The sequence below is a fragment of the Streptomyces sp. NPDC001770 genome (assembly GCF_053596135.1).
In genome coordinates, this window is the sequence record NZ_JBSFFN010000001.1 from 449,594 (window position 1) to 466,663 (window position 17,070).

30 protein-coding genes are annotated in these 17,070 nt (G+C 66.3%); all 30 read left to right on the forward strand.

The annotated features are described in order from the left end of the window. Nucleotides 1-13: 13 nt before the first annotated feature. The 30 genes from rplC to truA all read left to right on the forward strand — a co-directional run bounded on the left by rplC (nucleotide 14) and on the right by truA (nucleotide 17,064). Nucleotides 14-658, forward strand: coding sequence for a 50S ribosomal protein L3 (gene rplC, locus ACWCSV_RS02000; RefSeq protein WP_014047781.1), 645 nt, complete (start codon nucleotides 14-16; stop codon nucleotides 656-658). 4 nt (nucleotides 659-662) lie between these two features. Further along, entirely contained in the window at nucleotides 663-1,313 is a 651-nt protein-coding gene (gene rplD / locus ACWCSV_RS02005) for a 50S ribosomal protein L4 (protein ID WP_266705246.1), read from the forward strand. Further along, nucleotides 1,313-1,636 (forward strand): 50S ribosomal protein L23, encoded by a 324-nt coding sequence (gene rplW, locus ACWCSV_RS02010; protein WP_327176189.1) that lies wholly within the window; start codon nucleotides 1,313-1,315, stop codon nucleotides 1,634-1,636. Before rplD ends, rplW begins: the two co-directional genes overlap by 1 nt. 50 nt (nucleotides 1,637-1,686) lie before the next feature. Then, nucleotides 1,687-2,523, forward strand: coding sequence for a 50S ribosomal protein L2 (rplB, locus tag ACWCSV_RS02015; RefSeq protein WP_390960024.1), 837 nt, complete (start codon nucleotides 1,687-1,689; stop codon nucleotides 2,521-2,523). Nucleotides 2,524-2,535: 12 nt separating this feature from the next. Continuing rightward, nucleotides 2,536-2,817 carry a 30S ribosomal protein S19 gene (rpsS, locus tag ACWCSV_RS02020; protein ID WP_003966956.1) on the forward strand — a complete coding sequence of 94 codons (282 nt, stop codon included), beginning with the start codon at nucleotides 2,536-2,538 and terminating at the stop codon, nucleotides 2,815-2,817. A 42-nt stretch (nucleotides 2,818-2,859) separates the two neighbouring features. Further along, nucleotides 2,860-3,207 (forward strand): 50S ribosomal protein L22, encoded by a 348-nt coding sequence (gene rplV / locus ACWCSV_RS02025; RefSeq protein WP_004571827.1) that lies wholly within the window; start codon nucleotides 2,860-2,862, stop codon nucleotides 3,205-3,207. Beyond that, nucleotides 3,207-4,046 (forward strand): 30S ribosomal protein S3, encoded by an 840-nt coding sequence (gene rpsC, locus ACWCSV_RS02030; RefSeq protein ID WP_327176188.1) that lies wholly within the window; start codon nucleotides 3,207-3,209, stop codon nucleotides 4,044-4,046. The genes rplV and rpsC overlap by 1 nt, the downstream gene beginning before the upstream one ends. Nucleotides 4,047-4,051: 5 nt before the next feature. Further along, nucleotides 4,052-4,471: a 50S ribosomal protein L16 gene (gene rplP / locus ACWCSV_RS02035; RefSeq protein ID WP_014047785.1), complete on the forward strand. Its 420-nt coding sequence runs from the start codon at nucleotides 4,052-4,054 to the stop codon at nucleotides 4,469-4,471. Further along, nucleotides 4,471-4,695: a 50S ribosomal protein L29 gene (gene rpmC, locus ACWCSV_RS02040; protein ID WP_275493826.1), complete on the forward strand. Its 225-nt coding sequence runs from the start codon at nucleotides 4,471-4,473 to the stop codon at nucleotides 4,693-4,695. Before rplP ends, rpmC begins: the two co-directional genes overlap by 1 nt. Then, complete coding sequence (gene rpsQ, locus ACWCSV_RS02045) at nucleotides 4,695-4,979, forward strand: 30S ribosomal protein S17 (RefSeq protein ID WP_275493827.1); 285 nt, start codon at nucleotides 4,695-4,697, stop codon at nucleotides 4,977-4,979. Before rpmC ends, rpsQ begins: the two co-directional genes overlap by 1 nt. Nucleotides 4,980-5,085: 106 nt before the next feature. Beyond that, nucleotides 5,086-5,454 carry a 50S ribosomal protein L14 gene (rplN, locus tag ACWCSV_RS02050; RefSeq protein ID WP_003966950.1) on the forward strand — a complete coding sequence of 123 codons (369 nt, stop codon included), beginning with the start codon at nucleotides 5,086-5,088 and terminating at the stop codon, nucleotides 5,452-5,454. A gap of 2 nt (nucleotides 5,455-5,456) precedes the next feature. Beyond that, entirely contained in the window at nucleotides 5,457-5,780 is a 324-nt protein-coding gene (gene rplX / locus ACWCSV_RS02055) for a 50S ribosomal protein L24 (RefSeq protein WP_003966949.1), read from the forward strand. Beyond that, a complete protein-coding gene (rplE, locus tag ACWCSV_RS02060) occupies nucleotides 5,780-6,337 on the forward strand; it encodes a 50S ribosomal protein L5 (RefSeq protein ID WP_006126888.1) in 558 nt (185 codons plus the stop codon). The genes rplX and rplE overlap by 1 nt, the downstream gene beginning before the upstream one ends. Before the next feature lie 2 nt (nucleotides 6,338-6,339). Further along, on the forward strand, nucleotides 6,340-6,525 hold the full coding sequence (locus ACWCSV_RS02065) for a type Z 30S ribosomal protein S14 (protein WP_024491590.1): 186 nt from the start codon (nucleotides 6,340-6,342) through the stop codon (nucleotides 6,523-6,525). A 224-nt stretch (nucleotides 6,526-6,749) separates the two neighbouring features. Then, nucleotides 6,750-7,148, forward strand: coding sequence for a 30S ribosomal protein S8 (gene rpsH, locus ACWCSV_RS02070; RefSeq protein WP_266705211.1), 399 nt, complete (start codon nucleotides 6,750-6,752; stop codon nucleotides 7,146-7,148). A gap of 22 nt (nucleotides 7,149-7,170) precedes the next feature. Next, the gene (gene rplF / locus ACWCSV_RS02075) at nucleotides 7,171-7,710 is read left to right on the forward strand and encodes a 50S ribosomal protein L6 (RefSeq protein WP_327176185.1); all 540 of its coding nucleotides are present in this window, start codon (nucleotides 7,171-7,173) and stop codon (nucleotides 7,708-7,710) included. A 2-nt stretch (nucleotides 7,711-7,712) separates the two neighbouring features. Further along, nucleotides 7,713-8,096: a 50S ribosomal protein L18 gene (gene rplR / locus ACWCSV_RS02080; protein ID WP_451137909.1), complete on the forward strand. Its 384-nt coding sequence runs from the start codon at nucleotides 7,713-7,715 to the stop codon at nucleotides 8,094-8,096. 47 nt (nucleotides 8,097-8,143) lie between these two features. Beyond that, nucleotides 8,144-8,749 (forward strand): 30S ribosomal protein S5, encoded by a 606-nt coding sequence (rpsE, locus tag ACWCSV_RS02085; protein ID WP_386888018.1) that lies wholly within the window; start codon nucleotides 8,144-8,146, stop codon nucleotides 8,747-8,749. Then, on the forward strand, nucleotides 8,749-8,931 hold the full coding sequence (gene rpmD, locus ACWCSV_RS02090) for a 50S ribosomal protein L30 (RefSeq protein WP_219611742.1): 183 nt from the start codon (nucleotides 8,749-8,751) through the stop codon (nucleotides 8,929-8,931). Before rpsE ends, rpmD begins: the two co-directional genes overlap by 1 nt. Nucleotide 8,932: 1 nt before the next feature. Next, on the forward strand, nucleotides 8,933-9,388 hold the full coding sequence (gene rplO, locus ACWCSV_RS02095) for a 50S ribosomal protein L15 (protein WP_266705201.1): 456 nt from the start codon (nucleotides 8,933-8,935) through the stop codon (nucleotides 9,386-9,388). A gap of 224 nt (nucleotides 9,389-9,612) precedes the next feature. Continuing rightward, nucleotides 9,613-10,932, forward strand: a complete 1,320-nt coding sequence (gene secY / locus ACWCSV_RS02100; protein WP_327176184.1) for a preprotein translocase subunit SecY — start codon at nucleotides 9,613-9,615, stop codon at nucleotides 10,930-10,932. Beyond that, the gene (locus ACWCSV_RS02105; protein WP_450774608.1) at nucleotides 10,932-11,588 is read left to right on the forward strand and encodes an adenylate kinase; all 657 of its coding nucleotides are present in this window, start codon (nucleotides 10,932-10,934) and stop codon (nucleotides 11,586-11,588) included. Before secY ends, ACWCSV_RS02105 begins: the two co-directional genes overlap by 1 nt. Nucleotides 11,589-11,737: 149 nt before the next feature. Continuing rightward, a complete protein-coding gene (gene map, locus ACWCSV_RS02110) occupies nucleotides 11,738-12,574 on the forward strand; it encodes a type I methionyl aminopeptidase (RefSeq protein ID WP_451137910.1) in 837 nt (278 codons plus the stop codon). 198 nt (nucleotides 12,575-12,772) lie between these two features. Then, the gene (gene infA, locus ACWCSV_RS02115) at nucleotides 12,773-12,994 is read left to right on the forward strand and encodes a translation initiation factor IF-1 (RefSeq protein ID WP_014047798.1); all 222 of its coding nucleotides are present in this window, start codon (nucleotides 12,773-12,775) and stop codon (nucleotides 12,992-12,994) included. Nucleotides 12,995-13,054: 60 nt separating this feature from the next. Then, entirely contained in the window at nucleotides 13,055-13,168 is a 114-nt protein-coding gene (gene rpmJ / locus ACWCSV_RS02120; protein WP_003956441.1) for a 50S ribosomal protein L36, read from the forward strand. A 194-nt stretch (nucleotides 13,169-13,362) separates the two neighbouring features. Further along, a complete protein-coding gene (rpsM, locus tag ACWCSV_RS02125; protein ID WP_266705192.1) occupies nucleotides 13,363-13,743 on the forward strand; it encodes a 30S ribosomal protein S13 in 381 nt (126 codons plus the stop codon). A gap of 101 nt (nucleotides 13,744-13,844) precedes the next feature. Then, nucleotides 13,845-14,249, forward strand: a complete 405-nt coding sequence (rpsK, locus tag ACWCSV_RS02130; RefSeq protein WP_003956432.1) for a 30S ribosomal protein S11 — start codon at nucleotides 13,845-13,847, stop codon at nucleotides 14,247-14,249. A gap of 142 nt (nucleotides 14,250-14,391) precedes the next feature. After that, nucleotides 14,392-15,414, forward strand: coding sequence for a DNA-directed RNA polymerase subunit alpha (locus ACWCSV_RS02135; RefSeq protein ID WP_024755423.1), 1,023 nt, complete (start codon nucleotides 14,392-14,394; stop codon nucleotides 15,412-15,414). Nucleotides 15,415-15,560: 146 nt separating this feature from the next. After that, nucleotides 15,561-16,049 carry a 50S ribosomal protein L17 gene (gene rplQ / locus ACWCSV_RS02140; RefSeq protein ID WP_327176181.1) on the forward strand — a complete coding sequence of 163 codons (489 nt, stop codon included), beginning with the start codon at nucleotides 15,561-15,563 and terminating at the stop codon, nucleotides 16,047-16,049. 139 nt (nucleotides 16,050-16,188) lie between these two features. Beyond that, entirely contained in the window at nucleotides 16,189-17,064 is an 876-nt protein-coding gene (gene truA / locus ACWCSV_RS02145) for a tRNA pseudouridine(38-40) synthase TruA (RefSeq protein WP_451137911.1), read from the forward strand. Nucleotides 17,065-17,070: the final 6 nt, after the last annotated feature.

A 17,070-nucleotide genomic window follows, 5' to 3' on the forward strand; every position in this document is an offset into this window, starting at 1 on the left:
GGTGACGCGCGAGATGGCTAAGAACATTAAGGGCGTCCTGGGCGAGAAGCTCGGCATGACCCAGGTCTGGGACGAGAACAACCGGGTTGTCCCGGTGACCGTCGTCAAGGCCGGGCCCTGTGTCGTCACCCAGGTCCGCACCAACGACAGCGACGGCTACGAGTCGGTCCAGATCGCCTTCGGCGAGATCGACCCGCGCAAGGTGAACAAGCCCCTCAAGGGCCACTTCGCCAAGGCCGACGTGACCCCGCGCCGCCACCTGGTGGAGCTCCGCACCCCTGACGCCAGCGAGTACACGCTGGGCCAGGAGGTCACTGCCGAGGTGTTCGAGTCCGGCGTCAAGGTTGACGTCACGGGCAAGAGCAAGGGCAAGGGCTTCGCCGGTGTCATGAAGCGTCACAACTTCAAGGGCCTCGGCGCCGGCCACGGCGTCCAGCGCAAGCACCGTTCCCCCGGTTCGATCGGTGGCTGCGCCACCCCTGGGCGTGTCTTCAAGGGCATGCGCATGGCCGGTCGGATGGGTAACGAGCGCGTCACCACCCAGAACCTGACCATCCACGCGGTTGACGCGGAGAAGGGTCTGCTCCTCATCAAGGGCGCGGTCCCCGGTCCGAACGGCGGCCTCGTACTGGTCCGTACCGCGGCCAAGGGGGCTTGAGGTAATGAGCACCATTGACATCCTTTCGCCGGCAGGCGACAAGGCCGGTACCGTCGAGCTCCCCGCGGAGATCTTCGACGCGAAGACCAGCGTTCCGCTGATCCACCAGGTCGTTGTCGCACAGCTGGCTGCTGCCCGTCAGGGCACGCACAAGACCAAGCGTCGCGGCGAAGTCCGTGGTGGTGGCCGCAAGCCTTACCGCCAGAAGGGCACCGGCCGCGCCCGCCAGGGTTCGACCCGCGCGCCGCAGTTCGCCGGCGGTGGCGTCGTCCACGGCCCGCAGCCGCGTGACTACTCGCAGCGCACCCCGAAGAAGATGAAGGCCGCCGCCCTCCGCGGTGCCCTCTCGGACCGGGCGCGTCACTCCCGCATCCACGTCATCACCGGCGTGGTCGAGGGTGGAGTCTCCACCAAGGCCGCCAAGACGCTGTTCGGCAAGATCTCGGAGCGCCCCAACCTGCTCCTGGTCGTCGACCGCGCCGACGAGGCCGCGTGGCTCTCCGCGCGCAACCTGCCCCAGGTGCACATCCTGGAGCCGGGCCAGCTCAACACGTACGACGTGATCGTCTCTGACGACGTGGTCTTCACCCAGGCCGCTTTCGAGTCCTTCGTGTCTGGCCCCCAGACCGCTGAGACCGAAGGGAGCGACGCCTGATGAGCGAGGCGACCGTTACCAGCAAGACGTACTCGGACCCCCGCGACATCCTCGTGAAGCCGGTCGTGTCCGAGAAGAGCTACGCGCTCCTCGACGAGAACAAGTACACGTTCATCGTCGCGCCGGGCTCCAACAAGACCCAGATCAAGCAGGCCGTCGAAGCGGTCTTCTCGGTCAAGGTCACCGGGGTCAACACGATCAACCGTCAGGGTAAGCGCAAGCGCACCAAGACCGGTTTCGGCAAGCGCGCCAACACCAAGCGCGCCATCGTGACCCTCGCCGAGGGCGACCGTATCGACATCTTCGGCGGCCCGACCTCCTGACGGAGGTAGGGACGTCCAGGATCCGGAATATTTCCGAGGACTGAGAAAACATGGGTATCCGCAAGTACAAGCCGACGACGCCGGGCCGTCGTGGCTCCAGCGTCGCCGACTTTGTCGAGATCACGCGGTCCACGCCGGAGAAGTCGCTGGTCCGCCCCCTGCACAGCAAGGGCGGCCGTAACAACGCCGGTCGTGTGACCGTTCGCCACCAGGGTGGTGGCCACAAGCGCGCCTACCGCGTGATCGACTTCCGTCGTCACGACAAGGACGGCGTGCCGGCCAAGGTCGCGCACATCGAGTACGACCCCAACCGCACCGCGCGCATCGCGCTCCTGCACTACGCGGACGGCGAGAAGCGTTACATCGTCGCCCCGAAGGGCCTGAAGCAGGGCGACCGTGTCGAGAACGGCCCGACCGCCGACATCAAGCCCGGTAACAACCTGGCGCTGCGCAACATCCCGGTCGGTACGACCATCCACGCCATCGAGCTGCGGCCCGGCGGCGGCGCGAAGTTCGCCCGTTCCGCGGGTGCCTCCGTGCAGCTGCTGGCGAAGGAGGGCACGATGGCCCACCTTCGTATGCCCTCCGGTGAAATCCGGCTGGTCGACGCCCGCTGCCGCGCCACCATCGGCGAGGTCGGCAACGCCGAGCAGTCGAACATCAACTGGGGCAAGGCCGGCCGTATGCGCTGGAAGGGCGTTCGCCCGACCGTCCGCGGTGTCGCGATGAACCCGGTTGACCACCCGCACGGTGGTGGTGAAGGCAAGACCTCCGGTGGACGTCACCCGGTCTCGCCGTGGGGTCAGAAGGAGGGTCGTACTCGCTCGCCGAAGAAGGCATCGAGCAAGTACATCGTCCGCCGCCGCAAGACGAACAAGAAGCGCTAGGAGCGGGTTTAGATGCCGCGCAGTCTCAAGAAGGGGCCCTTCGTCGACGGACACCTCATCAAGAAGGTGGACGTACAGAACGAGGCAGGCACCAAGAACGTCATCAAGACCTGGTCCCGTCGCTCGATGATCGTCCCGGCCATGCTGGGGCACACCATCGCGGTGCACAACGGCAAGATCCACGTCCCGGTGTTCGTCACCGAGTCGATGGTCGGCCACAAGCTCGGCGAGTTCTCGCCGACTCGCACCTTCCGCGGCCACGTCAAGGACGACCGGAAGTCGAAGCGCCGCTAGCGCGGGGTGGAAACGACTATGACTCACACCGAAGGGACAACCATGGAAGCCAGGGCCCAGGCGCGGTACATCCGCGTCACGCCCATGAAGGCCCGCCGCGTGGTGGACCTCATCCGTGGCATGGATGCCACGGAGGCTCAGGCGGTCCTGCGTTTCGCCCCGCAGGCCGCGAGCGTGCCGGTTGGCAAGGTGCTTGACAGCGCCATCGCCAACGCTGCACACAACTACGACCACACCGACGCCTCTTCGCTGGTCATCAGCGAGGCGTACGTGGACGAGGGCCCGACCCTGAAGCGGTTCCGTCCGCGTGCTCAGGGCCGTGCCTACCGGATCCGTAAGCGGACCAGCCACATCACCGTGGTCGTCAGCAGCAAGGAAGGAACCCGGTAATGGGCCAGAAGGTAAACCCGCACGGGTTCCGACTCGGCATTACCACGGACTTCAAGTCCCGTTGGTACGCCGACAAGCTGTACAAGGACTACGTCAAGGAAGACGTCGCCATTCGTCGCATGATGACGAAGGGCATGGAGCGCGCCGGCATCTCGAAGGTTGAGATCGAGCGCACCCGCGACCGCGTCCGCGTCGACATCCACACCGCTCGTCCGGGCATCGTCATCGGCCGCCGCGGCGCCGAGGCCGACCGCATCCGCGGCGAGCTGGAGAAGCTGACCGGCAAGCAGGTCCAGCTGAACATCCTCGAGGTCAAGAACCCCGAGGTTGACGCTCAGCTGGTGGCCCAGGCCGTCGCCGAGCAGCTCTCCTCCCGCGTCTCCTTCCGTCGCGCCATGCGTAAGAGCATGCAGAGCTCGATGAAGGCCGGCGCCAAGGGCATCAAGATCCAGTGCGGTGGCCGCCTCGGCGGCGCCGAGATGTCCCGCTCGGAGTTCTACCGCGAGGGCCGCGTGCCCCTGCACACGCTCCGCGCGAACGTCGACTACGGCTTCTTCGAGGCCAAGACGACCTTCGGCCGCATCGGCGTGAAGGTCTGGATCTACAAGGGCGACGTCAAGAACATCGCCGAGGTCCGCGCCGAGAACGCTGCTGCCCGCGCCGGCAACCGCCCGGCCCGTGGCGGCGCTGACCGCCCGGCCGGCCGTGGTGGCCGCGGTGGCGAGCGTGGCGGTCGTGGACGCAAGCCGCAGCAGACCGGCTCGGCAGCGGAGGCCCCCAAGGCCGACGCTCCCGCCGCCGCTGCTCCGGCTGCTGAGAGCACCGGAACGGAGGCCTGACCGAAATGCTGATCCCCCGTAGGGTCAAGCACCGCAAGCAGCACCACCCGAAGCGCAGCGGCATGTCCAAGGGTGGCACGCAGGTTGCGTTCGGCGAGTACGGCATCCAGGCGCTGACCCCGGCGTACGTGACGAACCGCCAGATCGAGGCAGCTCGTATCGCGATGACCCGCCACATCAAGCGTGGCGGCAAGGTCTGGATCAACATCTACCCGGACCGTCCCCTGACGAAGAAGCCTGCCGAGACCCGCATGGGTTCCGGTAAGGGTTCTCCCGAGTGGTGGATCGCGAACGTCAAGCCCGGACGGGTGATGTTCGAGCTGTCCTACCCGAACGAGAAGATTGCTCGTGAGGCGCTTACCCGCGCTGCTCACAAGCTTCCGATGAAGTGCCGGATTGTTCGGCGCGAGGCAGGTGAGTCGTGATGTCGGTCGGTACCAAGGCGTCCGAGCTGCGCGAACTGGGCGACGAGGAGCTCCTCAACAAGCTCCGCGAGGCCAAGGAAGAGCTGTTCAACCTCCGCTTCCAGGCGGCAACTGGTCAGCTCGAGAACCACGGTCGGCTCAAGTCCGTCCGTAAGGACATCGCGCGGATCTACACCCTGATGCGTGAGCGCGAGCTGGGCATCGAAACGGTGGAGAGCGCCTGATGAGCGAGAAGACTGTGACTGAGACGAACACCGACCGCGGTTTCCGCAAGACCCGTGAGGGTCTGGTCGTCAGCGACAAGATGGACAAGACCGTCGTCGTCGCTGTCGAGGACCGCGTGAAGCACGCTCTGTACGGCAAGGTCATCCGCCGTACGAACAAGCTCAAGGCTCACGACGAGCAGAACACTGCCGGCGTCGGCGACCGCGTCATCATCATGGAGACGCGTCCGCTGTCCGCCTCGAAGCGGTGGCGCATCGTCGAGATCCTCGAGAAGGCCAAGTAATTCCTGAGGGGGATTCCCCTCAGGCAGGTTCCGCCAGGCTCGGTGGGGTCCGTTCCGGAGACGGAGCGGCCCCCGCCGGGAACCGGCAGACGATCAGGAGATAGACGTGATCCAGCAGGAGTCGCGACTTCGCGTCGCCGACAACACGGGTGCGAAGGAAATCCTCACCATCCGTGTTCTCGGTGGTTCGGGTCGCCGCTACGCGGGCATCGGTGACGTCATCGTCGCCACCGTCAAGGACGCGATCCCCGGTGGCAACGTGAAGAAGGGTGACGTCGTCAAGGCCGTCATCGTTCGCACCGTCAAGGAGCGTCGTCGTCAGGATGGCTCGTACATCCGCTTCGACGAGAACGCCGCCGTCATTCTGAAGAACGACGGCGACCCCCGCGGCACCCGCATCTTCGGCCCGGTGGGCCGGGAGCTGCGCGAGAAGAAGTTCATGAAGATCATCTCGCTCGCGCCGGAGGTGCTGTAAGCATGAAGATCAAGAAGGGCGACCTGGTTCAGGTCATCACCGGTAAGGACAAGGGCAAGCAGGGCAAGGTCATCGTGGCCTACCCCGCTCAGGACCGCGTCCTCGTCGAGGGTGTCAACCGGGTCAAGAAGCACACCAAGGCCGGTCAGACGGCTCGCGGTTCGCAGACCGGCGGCATCGTCACCACCGAGGCCCCGATTCACGTCAGCAACGTTCAGCTGGTTGTGGAGAAGGACGGCAACAAGGTCGTCACCCGCGTCGGCTACCGCTTTGACGACGAGGGCAACAAGATCCGCGTTGCCAAGCGGACTGGTGAGGACATCTGATGACTGCCACCACTGCGCCGCGTCTCAAGACGCGCTACCGCGAGGAAATCGCCGGCAAGCTGCGTGAGGAGTTCTCGTACGAGAACGTCATGCAGGTTCCCGGCCTGGTCAAGATCGTGGTCAACATGGGTGTGGGCGACGCCGCCCGCGACTCCAAGCTGATCGACGGCGCCGTGCGCGACCTCACCACGATCACCGGCCAGAAGCCTGCCGTTACCAAGGCCCGCAAGTCCATCGCGCAGTTCAAGCTGCGCGAGGGCCAGCCGATCGGCTGCCACGTCACCCTCCGTGGTGACCGGATGTGGGAGTTCCTGGACCGTACGCTGTCGCTCGCGCTGCCGCGTATCCGTGACTTCCGTGGCCTGTCGCCGAAGCAGTTCGACGGCCGTGGTAACTACACCTTCGGTCTCACGGAGCAGGTCATGTTCCACGAGATCGACCAGGACAAGATCGACCGGGTCCGGGGCATGGACATCACCGTGGTCACCACGGCGACCAACGACGACGAGGGTCGTGCCCTCCTTCGTCACCTCGGCTTCCCGTTCAAGGAGAACTGACCGTGGCGAAGAAGTCCCTGATCGCTAAGGCCGCCCGTAAGCCGAAGTTCGGCGTCCGCGGGTACACCCGCTGCCAGCGCTGCGGCCGGCCCCACTCCGTCTACCGCAAGTTCGGCCTGTGCCGCGTGTGCCTTCGTGAGATGGCTCACCGTGGCGAGCTGCCGGGCGTGACCAAGAGCTCCTGGTAACTTCCCCTCGCCCTCCGGGCGTTGGGAACACCTTGAGACTCTCGGTAAGCATCTGGTCGGCAGGAGCCCCTCCTTTCATGCCGTAGGCTTGAAGGGTTGGGCGCCTGCCGCCCAAGACCGACTTACTACGCCGTAGGTCCCCGCACCGCACCCGTCCCGCCACTGAGTGGGGAGAGGGATGGCGCATACAGGAAACCCCGGCGAGAGAGGCCGAAGGCCAACTCATGACCATGACTGATCCGATCGCAGACATGCTCACGCGTCTGCGTAACGCGAACTCGGCGTACCACGACTCCGTCGTGATGCCGCACAGCAAGATCAAGTCGCACATCGCGGAGATCCTCCAGCAGGAGGGCTTCATCACCGGCTGGAAGGTCGAGGACGCCGAGGTTGGCAAGAACCTCGTTCTCGACCTGAAGTTCGGTCCGAACCGCGAGCGCTCGATCGCCGGCATCAAGCGAATCTCGAAGCCGGGTCTGCGTGTATACGCAAAGTCCACCAACCTGCCGAAGGTCCTCGGCGGCCTGGGCGTGGCGATCATCTCCACGTCCCACGGTCTCCTGACCGGCCAGCAGGCCAGCAAGAAGGGCGTAGGTGGGGAAGTCCTCGCCTACGTCTGGTAGTCGGGAATCGGAGGAATAGCTCATGTCGCGAATCGGCAAGCTCCCCATCCAGGTTCCCGCCGGTGTGGACGTCACCATCGATGGCCGCACGGTCGCGGTGAAGGGCCCCAAGGGTTCCCTCACGCACACCGTTGCCGCGCCGATCGAGGTCACCAAGGGTGAGGACGGCGTTCTGAACGTCGTCCGCCCGAACGACGAGCGTCAGAACAAGGCCCTTCACGGCCTGTCCCGCACGCTGGTGGCGAACATGATCACCGGCGTGACCCAGGGATACAGCAAGGCGCTCGAAATCAGCGGTGTCGGTTACCGCGTCCAGGCGAAGGGCTCCAACCTGGAGTTCGCCCTGGGCTACAGCCACCCGATCCTCATCGAGGCTCCGGAAGGCATCACCTTCAAGGTCGAGTCGCCCACGAAGCTCAGCGTCGAGGGCATCGACAAGCAGAAGGTCGGCGAGGTAGCCGCCAACATCCGCAAGCTGCGGAAGCCCGACCCGTACAAGGCCAAGGGCGTCAAGTACGCGGGCGAGGTCATCCGCCGCAAGGTCGGAAAGGCTGGTAAGTAGCCATGGCATACGGCGTGAAGATCGCCAAGGGCGACGCGTACAAGCGCGCTGCCCGCAAGCGGCGCCACATCCGCGTCCGCAAGCACGTCTCCGGTTCGCCGGAGCGTCCCCGCCTCGTCGTGACGCGTTCCAACCGTCACATCGTGGCCCAGGTCATCGACGACATCGCGGGCCACACGCTCGCGTCGGCGTCGACCCTGGACGTCTCCATCCGTGGTGGCGAGGCTGACAAGAGCGCTCAGGCCCAGCAGGTCGGCGCCCTGGTCGCCGAGCGCGCCAAGGCCGCAGGCGTCGAGGCCGTCGTGTTTGACCGCGGTGGTAACCAGTACGCCGGGCGGATTGCCGCTCTGGCTGACGCCGCCCGTGAAGCCGGGCTGAAGTTCTAAGCCCCGGTTCCTACGCACAGCGGACGTAACAGAGAGAGGTAATTCCAATGGCTGGACCCCAGCGCCGCGGAAGCGGTGCCGGTGGCGGCGAGCGGCGGGACCGGAAGGGCCGTGACGGTGGCCCCAGCGCCGCCGAGAAGACCGCGTACGTTGAGCGCGTTGTCGCGATCAACCGCGTCGCCAAGGTTGTGAAGGGTGGTCGTCGCTTCAGCTTCACCGCGCTGGTCGTGGTGGGCGATGGTGACGGCACCGTCGGTGTCGGTTACGGCAAGGCCAAGGAAGTTCCCGCGGCCATCGCCAAGGGCGTTGAAGAGGCCAAGAAGAGCTTCTTCAAGGTTCCGCGTATCCAGGGCACCATCCCTCACCCGATCACGGGTGAGCGTGCCGCGGGCGTCGTGCTGCTGAAGCCGGCTTCCCCCGGTACCGGCGTTATCGCCGGTGGCCCGGTGCGCGCCGTGCTCGAGTGCGCCGGCGTCCACGACATCCTGTCGAAGTCGCTCGGTTCTTCGAACGCGATCAACATCGTGCACGCGACCGTGGCGGCCCTCAAGGGCCTGCAGCGTCCCGAGGAGATCGCGGCCCGCCGCGGTCTGCCCCTCGAGGACGTCGCTCCTGCGGCTCTGCTTCGTGCGCGTGCCGGGGCTGGTGCGTAATGGCCAGCCTCAAGATCACGCAGACGAAGTCGTACATCGGCAGCAAGCAGAACCACCGCGACACCCTGCGTTCGCTCGGGCTCAAGCGCCTGCACGACGTGGTTGTCAAGGAGGACCGCCCCGAGTTCCGCGGAATGGTTCACACCGTCCGCCACCTCGTGACGGTTGAGGAGGTTGACTGACATGGCGGAGAACAGCCCGCTGAAGGCCCACAACCTCCGGCCTGCCCCGGGCGCCAAGACCGCCAAGACCCGTGTGGGTCGTGGTGAGGCGTCCAAGGGTAAGACCGCAGGTCGTGGTACCAAGGGAACGAAGGCTCGTTACCAGGTTCCGCAGCGTTTCGAGGGTGGCCAGATGCCCCTCCACATGCGCCTGCCGAAGCTCAAGGGCTTCAAGAACCCGTTCCGCACGGAGTACCAGGTCGTGAACCTGGACAAGCTCGCGACGCTCTACCCCGAGGGTGGAGAGGTCACGGTGGCCGACCTGGTCGCCAAGGGTGCCGTGCGCAACAACCACCTCGTCAAGGTCCTCGGACAGGGCGAGATCTCCGTGGCGCTGCAGGTTTCGGTTGACGCCGTCTCCGGCTCCGCCAAGGAGAAGATTGCCGCCGCCGGCGGCACCGTCACCGAGCTCGTCTGAGACAACTCGGACAACTCGATGTACTGAACACCCGACCGGGGATGCCTCTTCAAGAGGCATCCCCGTTCGGTCGTTCCTAGGGGGGCATGGTCGCCGGTAAGGTGGCGTGCGTTGTTGTGTGCTAACCCCTCGGGCGCCCGCCCTGGGACACTTTGACTTCTTGTATCCGTAGATCCCTCAAGACCGTCACCTCTACGCATAGCGCGGGGGTCGCAGGAGGCACCGTGCTCACCGCGTTCGCCCGGGCGTTCAAGACGCCCGACCTGCGCAAGAAGCTGCTCTTCACGCTCGGCATCATCGTTCTCTATCGGCTCGGGGCACACATTCCCGTACCGGGAGTGAGTTACGAGAACGTCCAGACCTGTATCGACCAGGCCAGCAAGGGCAACAACAGCCTCTTCGGTCTGGTCAACATGTTCAGCGGTGGTGCACTGCTGCAGATCACGATCTTCGCGCTCGGCATCATGCCGTACATCACGGCCAGCATCATTCTTCAGCTGCTGACCGTGGTCATCCCCCGACTGGAGGCCCTCAAGAAGGAGGGACAGTCCGGGCAGACCAAGATCACCCAGTACACGCGCTACCTCACGGTCGCGCTGGCCATCCTCCAGGGCACCGGCCTGGTGGCCACCGCCCGCAGCGGCGCGCTCTTCAGCAGCTGCTCGGTGGGCGACCAGATCGTCCCCAACCAGTCGATCTTCACCACGATCGTCATGGTCGTCACGATGACCGCCGGCACCGCCTGCGTCATGTGGCTCGGTGAGCTCATCACCGACCGCGGCATCGGCAACGGCATGTCGATCCTGATGTTCATCTCGATCGCCGCCAGCTTCCCGAGTGCCCTGTGGGCCATCAAGGAGAGCGGCAAGCTCGCCGACGGCTGGATCGAGTTCGGCACGGTCATCCTCATCGGCATGGTGATGGTCGGCCTCGTCGTCTTCGTCGAGCAGGCCCAGCGCCGTATCCCGGTGCAGTACGCGAAGCGCATGATCGGGCGCCGTTCCTACGGCGGTACGTCCACGTACATCCCGCTCAAGGTGAACCAGGCGGGTGTCATCCCCGTCATCTTCGCCTCGTCGCTGCTCTACATCCCGGCCCTGATCGTCCAGTTCTCCAACTCCAACGCGGGCTGGGCGAACTGGATCAAGGACCACTTCGTCAAGGGCGACCACCCGTACTACATCGCGTCCTACTTCCTCCTGATCGTCTTCTTCGCGTTCTTCTACGTGGCGATCTCGTTCAACCCCGAAGAAGTAGCCGACAACATGAAGAAGTATGGTGGGTTCATCCCGGGTATCCGGGCAGGTCGACCTACAGCCGAGTACCTGAGCTACGTGCTCAACAGGATCACTTGGCCGGGCTCGCTGTACCTGGGCCTGATCGCTCTGGTGCCGACGATGGCGTTGGCAGGCTTCGGTGGTGCGAACCAGAACTTCCCGTTCGGCGGGACGAGCATCCTCATCATCGTGGGTGTGGGTCTGGAAACCGTGAAGCAGATCGAGAGTCAGCTCCAGCAGCGCAATTACGAAGGGTTCCTCCGCTGATGCGAATCGTCCTCGTCGGGCCTCCTGGTGCCGGCAAGGGAACGCAGGCCGCGTACCTTGCCAAGAACCTGTCGATTCCGCACATCTCCACGGGCGACCTCTTCCGCGCCAACATCAGCCAGGGCACCGACCTTGGCAAGCAGGCCCGGTCCTACATGGACAAGGGCCAGCTGGTGCCGGACGAGGTGACCATCGCGATGGCCAAGGACCGCATGTCCCAGCCGGACGCGGTGGGCGGCTTCCTCCTCGATGGCTTCCCGCGCAACGTCGGCCAGGCCGAGGCGCTGGACGAGATGCTCAAGAGCGAGGGTCTCTCCCTCGACGCGGTACTCGATCTCGAGGTCCCCGAGGACGAGGTCGTGAAGCGGATCGCGGGTCGCCGCATCTGCCGCAACGACAGCTCGCACGTCTTCCACGTCGTGTACAACCAGCCGAAGACCGAGGGCGTCTGCGACGCCTGCGGCGGCGAGCTGTACCAGCGGGACGACGACACCGAGGAGACGGTCCGCACGCGTCTCGAGGTCTACCACTCGCAGACCGAGCCGATCATCGACTACTACCGCGAGCAGGGACTGGTCGTGACCGTCCCCGCGCTCGGCAAGGTCGCAGAGGTGACCGAGCGGGCCATGGCGGCGCTCAAGTCCGACGAGGGCTGAGCACCACCCACGCAGTAACTTCCACAGCCGGCCGCGGTGCCCCAGGGCGCCGCGGCCGGCTGTTTGTCGCCGTATCGTGGATGACGGTTCAGCCCCGTCCCGCGGGACGGCCCCGTCCCCCAGACGCAGATGCAGAGAGGCGCCCAGCAATGGTGCAGATCAAGACCCCGGAGCAGATCGCCAAGATGCGTGAGGCGGGCCTCGTGGTCGCCGCCATTCACGCCGCCACCCGAGAGGCCGCAGTGCCCGGCGCCTCCACCCACGACCTGGACCAGGTCGCACGGAAGGTGATCGCCGACCACGGGGCGAAGTCGAACTTCCTGGGGTACGGCGGGTTCCCCGCGACCATCTGCACCTCGGTCAACGACGTCGTCGTCCACGGCATCCCGGACGAGAAGACCGTCCTCAAGGACGGCGACATCATCTCCATCGACTGCGGCGCGATCGTGGACGGCTGGCACGGCGACGCCGCTTACACCGCCTTCGTGGGTACCGGACACGCTCCGGAGCTGATCGAGCTCTCCCGGGTCACCGAGGAGTCGATGTGGGCCGGGATCGCCGCGATGAAGGTGAACAACCGGCTCATCGACATCTCCAAGGCCATCGAGGGCTACATCCGCCGCCAGCCCCGCCCGGCCACCGGCAAGTACGGGATCATCGAGGACTACGGCGGCCACGGCATCGGCACCGAGATGCACATGGACCCGCACCTGCTGAACTACGTCTCCCGCAAGCGGGGCAAGGGCATCAAGCTGGTCCCCGGCGTCTGCCTGGCGATCGAGCCGATGGTCTCGCTCGGCACGGCCGAGACGAAGGTGCTCAGCGACGACTGGACCGTGCTCACCACCGACGGCAGCTGGTCCTCCCACTGGGAGCACTCCATCGCGCTGACCGAGCAGGGCCCGCTGGTGCTGACGGCCCCGGACGGCGGCCGGGAGAAGCTCGCCCAGTACGGCGTCGAGGCCGCGCCCGACCCGCTGGCCTGAGCGCGTACGACGGTGCCGGCCGATCCCCTCGCCCGTTCTGGCATAAGGATCACGGCCGGTGGGCAAACTTGACGGATTCGTCTTTTGGGGTCCGCTGACGTAGACTGACTCGTCGGCTCTCGTGCATCCGTGTGTCCACTTGGTGGTCGCAGGGACAGAGCGGGAGTCGATCAAGGTAGCCGATTCGAAAGGCGAAGCGTGGCCAAGAAGCAAGGTGCCATCGAAATCGAGGGCACCGTGATCGAGTCCCTCCCGAACGCTATGTTCCGGGTGGAGCTCCAGAACGGTCACAAGGTCCTCGCGCACATCAGCGGCAAGATGCGGATGCACTACATCCGTATCCTCCCCGATGACCGGGTCGTGGTGGAGCTCTCTCCGTACGACCTGACGCGTGGCCGGATCGTCTACCGGTACAAGTAGATCTTGCCCCCGCCCCGCTTCGGCGTGGTGATGGCACTGACCCGGAGAACCTGACATCCCATGAAGGTCAAGCCGAGCGTCAAGAAGATCTGCGACAAGTGCAAGGTGATCCGCCGTCACGGTCGGGTCATGGTCATCTGCGACAACCTGCGCCACAAGCAGCGCCAGGGCTGACGCACGACCCCCTGCATCTCGCAGTTCTTCGCGCGACGCACGTAATTCGTACATACGCAGTGCCCGTCCAAGCCACGGCTGACGACACCTCCGGCGGGGGCCGGGGACCCGGGCGTACCACCGTCTCTTTCGGGCGGTCGGCGGTCGGGAGCGGCACTGTGGAAGACCCCCGATATGACAACTGGAGCCATTGAATGGCACGCGTTTCAGGTGTTGACATCCCGCGCGAAAAGCGCGTGGAGGTTGCCCTCACCTACGTCTTCGGCATCGGGCGCACCCGGTCCAAGGAGATCCTCGCCGCGACCGGCGTGAACCCGAACACCCGCGTTCGTGACCTGGCCGAAGAGGACCTCGTCAAGATCCGCGAGTTCGTCGACGCCAACCTGCGCACCGAGGGTGACCTCCGCCGCGAGATCCAGGGCGACATCCGCCGCAAGATCGAGATCGGCTGCTACCAGGGCATTCGCCACCGTCGTGGCCTGCCGGTGCACGGTCAGCGCACCAGCACGAACGCGCGTACCCGCAAGGGCCCGCGTCGCGCCATCGCCGGTAAGAAGAAGCCGGGCAAGAAGTAGTCCTCAGCGGACGCACTGCGCGGTCCGGACATCCGGCCGAGCAGCAACCAGCGGTCTTCGCTGTAGGACCGATCACCTCCCCTCTCCATCTGGAGTAAGACATGCCCCCCAAGGGTCGTCAGGGCGCAGCCAAGAAGGTGCGTCGCAAGGAAAAGAAGAACGTCGCTCACGGCCACGCGCACATCAAGAGCACGTTCAACAACACCATCGTCTCGATCACGGACCCCTCGGGCAACGTGATCTCCTGGGCCTCCGCCGGCCACGTCGGCTTCAAGGGCTCGCGCAAGTCCACCCCCTTCGCCGCGCAGATGGCCGCCGAGTCGGCCGCCCGCCGCGCGCAGGAGCACGGCATGCGCAAGGTCGACGTCTTCGTCAAGGGTCCGGGCTCCGGCCGCGAGACCGCGATCCGCTCCCTCCAGGCCACGGGCCTCGAGGTCGGTTCGATCCAGGACGTCACCCCGACGCCGCACAACGGCTGCCGTCCGCCGAAGCGTCGCCGCGTCTGACGCATGACGGCCGGTGACGGCCGTCTGTGTTCACGCACACCTGTGGGACCGGGCGGTACCTCCCTTCGGGGGTGTACCGCCCGTACCCTTGTTGTATCTGTCGGGCATCAAATAGTGGGTGCCCACGACTGAAGGAATCAGCATGCTGATCGCTCAGCGTCCGTCGTTGACCGAAGAGGTCGTCGACGAGTTCCGCTCCCGGTTCGTCATCGAGCCGCTCGAGCCCGGTTTCGGTTACACCCTCGGCAACTCCCTGCGCCGTACCCTCCTCTCCTCGATCCCCGGTGCCGCTGTCACCAGCATCCGGATCGACGGTGTCCTGCACGAGTTCACCACCGTGCCGGGCGTCAAGGAGGACGTGACCGACCTCATCCTCAACATCAAGCAGCTGGTCGTCTCCTCGGAGCACGACGAGCCGGTCGTGATGTACCTGCGCAAGCAGGGTCCCGGCCTGGTCACCGCTGCCGACATCGCGCCGCCGGCCGGCGTCGAGGTCCACAACCCGGACCTCGTCCTCGCCACGCTGAACGGCAAGGGCAAGCTGGAGATGGAGCTGACCGTCGAGCGCGGTCGCGGCTACGTCTCCGCCGTCCAGAACAAGCAGGCGGGCCAGGAGATCGGCCGTATCCCGGTCGACTCCATCTACTCGCCGGTGCTCAAGGTCACGTACAAGGTCGAGGCGACCCGTGTCGAGCAGCGCACCGACTTCGACAAGCTGATCGTCGACGTCGAGACCAAGCAGGCCATGCGTCCCCGTGACGCCATGGCGTCGGCCGGTAAGACCCTGGTCGAGCTGTTCGGTCTGGCGCGCGAGCTCAACATCGACGCCGAGGGCATCGACATGGGCCCGTCGCCCACGGACGCCGCGCTCGCCGCCGATCTGGCGCTGCCGATCGAGGAGCTCGAGCTCACGGTCCGCTCGTACAACTGCCTCAAGCGCGAGGGCATCCACTCCGTGGGTGAGCTCGTGGCGCGTTCCGAGGCCGACCTGCTCGACATCCGCAACTTCGGTGCGAAGTCGATCGACGAGGTCAAGGCGAAGCTGGCCGGCATGGGCCTGGCCCTCAAGGACAGCCCGCCCGGATTCGACCCGACCGCCGCCGCCGACGCCTTCGGCGCCGACGACGACGCGGACGCCGGTTTCGTCGAGACCGAGCAGTACTAGAACACCCCCGGACGGGCCGGCGCGTCAGTGTCGGCCCGTCCGTGAGGACCCCGGTCCTCGATCCATGGACTTCCGCGGAGCGACCGCTTCACGGGAACTGACACCGGTACCTGATACGGCCGGTGCAGCACACAAGGAGAAACACCATGCCGCGTCCCGCCAAGGGTGCACGTCTGGGCGGCAGCGCCGCGCACGAGCGTCTGCTGCTCGCGAACCTCGCGAAGTCGCTGTTCGAGCACGGCCGCATCACGACGACCGAGGCCAAGGCCCGTCGTCTGCGCCCCGTCGCCGAGCGTCTCGTCACGAAGGCGAAGAAGGGCGACATCCACAACCGTCGCCTGGTGCTCCAGACGATCACGGACAAGAGCATCGTCCACACGCTCTTCACCGAGATCGCTCCCCGGTACGAGAACCGCCCCGGTGGTTACACCCGTATCACCAAGATCGGCAACCGTCGTGGCGACAACGCCCCGATGGCCGTCATCGAGCTCGTCGAGGCCCTGACCGTGGCCCAGCAGGCCACCGGTGAGGCCGAGGCCGCCACCAAGCGTGCGGTCAAGGAGGACGCGGCCAAGGCCGAGTCCACCGAGGACGCCAAGCCGGCCGAGGCCGACGCGGAGTCCAAGGACGCCTGAGCGTTCTGACACCACTGTCCGGGCCCGCATCACCCTTCGGGGCGGTGCGGGCCCGTTCCGTTTCTGCGGCCCCGCGGTTTTCCGCGGGCGCCGCGATTTCTGGGACTTCCCGGATTTCTGGGATTGAGAGGATGCGCGGGTGAGCGACGAGCCAGAGCCCGGTTCGGTACGCGTACGGCTGGACCTGTCCTACGACGGCAAGGACTTCTCCGGCTGGGCGAAGCAGACGTCCCGGCGGACGGTGCAGGGGGAGATCGAGGACGCCCTGCGCACGGTGACCCGCTCCTCGCGCACGTACGACCTGACGGTGGCGGGACGTACGGACGCCGGGGTGCACGCCCGGGGGCAGGTCGCGCACGTCGACCTGCCGGCCGAGGTGTGGGAGGAGCACCGGGAGAAGCTGCTGCGCCGCATGGCGGGGCGGCTGCCGCTGGACGTACGGATCTGGCGGGCGGCGGAGGCCCCGGCGGGGTTCAACGCCCGCTTCTCCGCGATGCACCGGCGGTACGCCTACCGGGTGGCCGACCGCCCAGGCGGGGTCGACCCGCTGACGCGCGGTCATGTGCTGTGGCACGACCGGCCGTTGGACATCGACGTGATGAACGAGGCTGCCGCGCCGATGGTCGGCGAGCACGACTTCGCGGCGTACTGCAAGAAGCGTGAGGGGGCGACGACCATCCGCACGCTGCAGAAGCTGAGTTGGGTGCGGGACGAGGAGTCCGGCGTCCTCACCGCGACCGTGCAGGCCGACGCCTTCTGCCACAACATGGTGCGCGCGCTGATCGGCGCCGCCCTGTTCGTGGGCGACGGGCGGCGCCCCGCGCCCTGGCCCGCCGAGGTGCTGGCGGCCAGGGTGCGGGACCCCGGCGTCCACGTGGTGAAGCCGCACGGCCTCACCCTGGAGGAAGTGGCCTACCCGGCCGACGAGTTGCTGGCCGCCCGGGCCCAGGAGGCCCGTAACGTACGGTCGTTGCCCGACGGCAGCGTGGACCCGGACGGCTTCGGCTGCTGCTGATGCGGC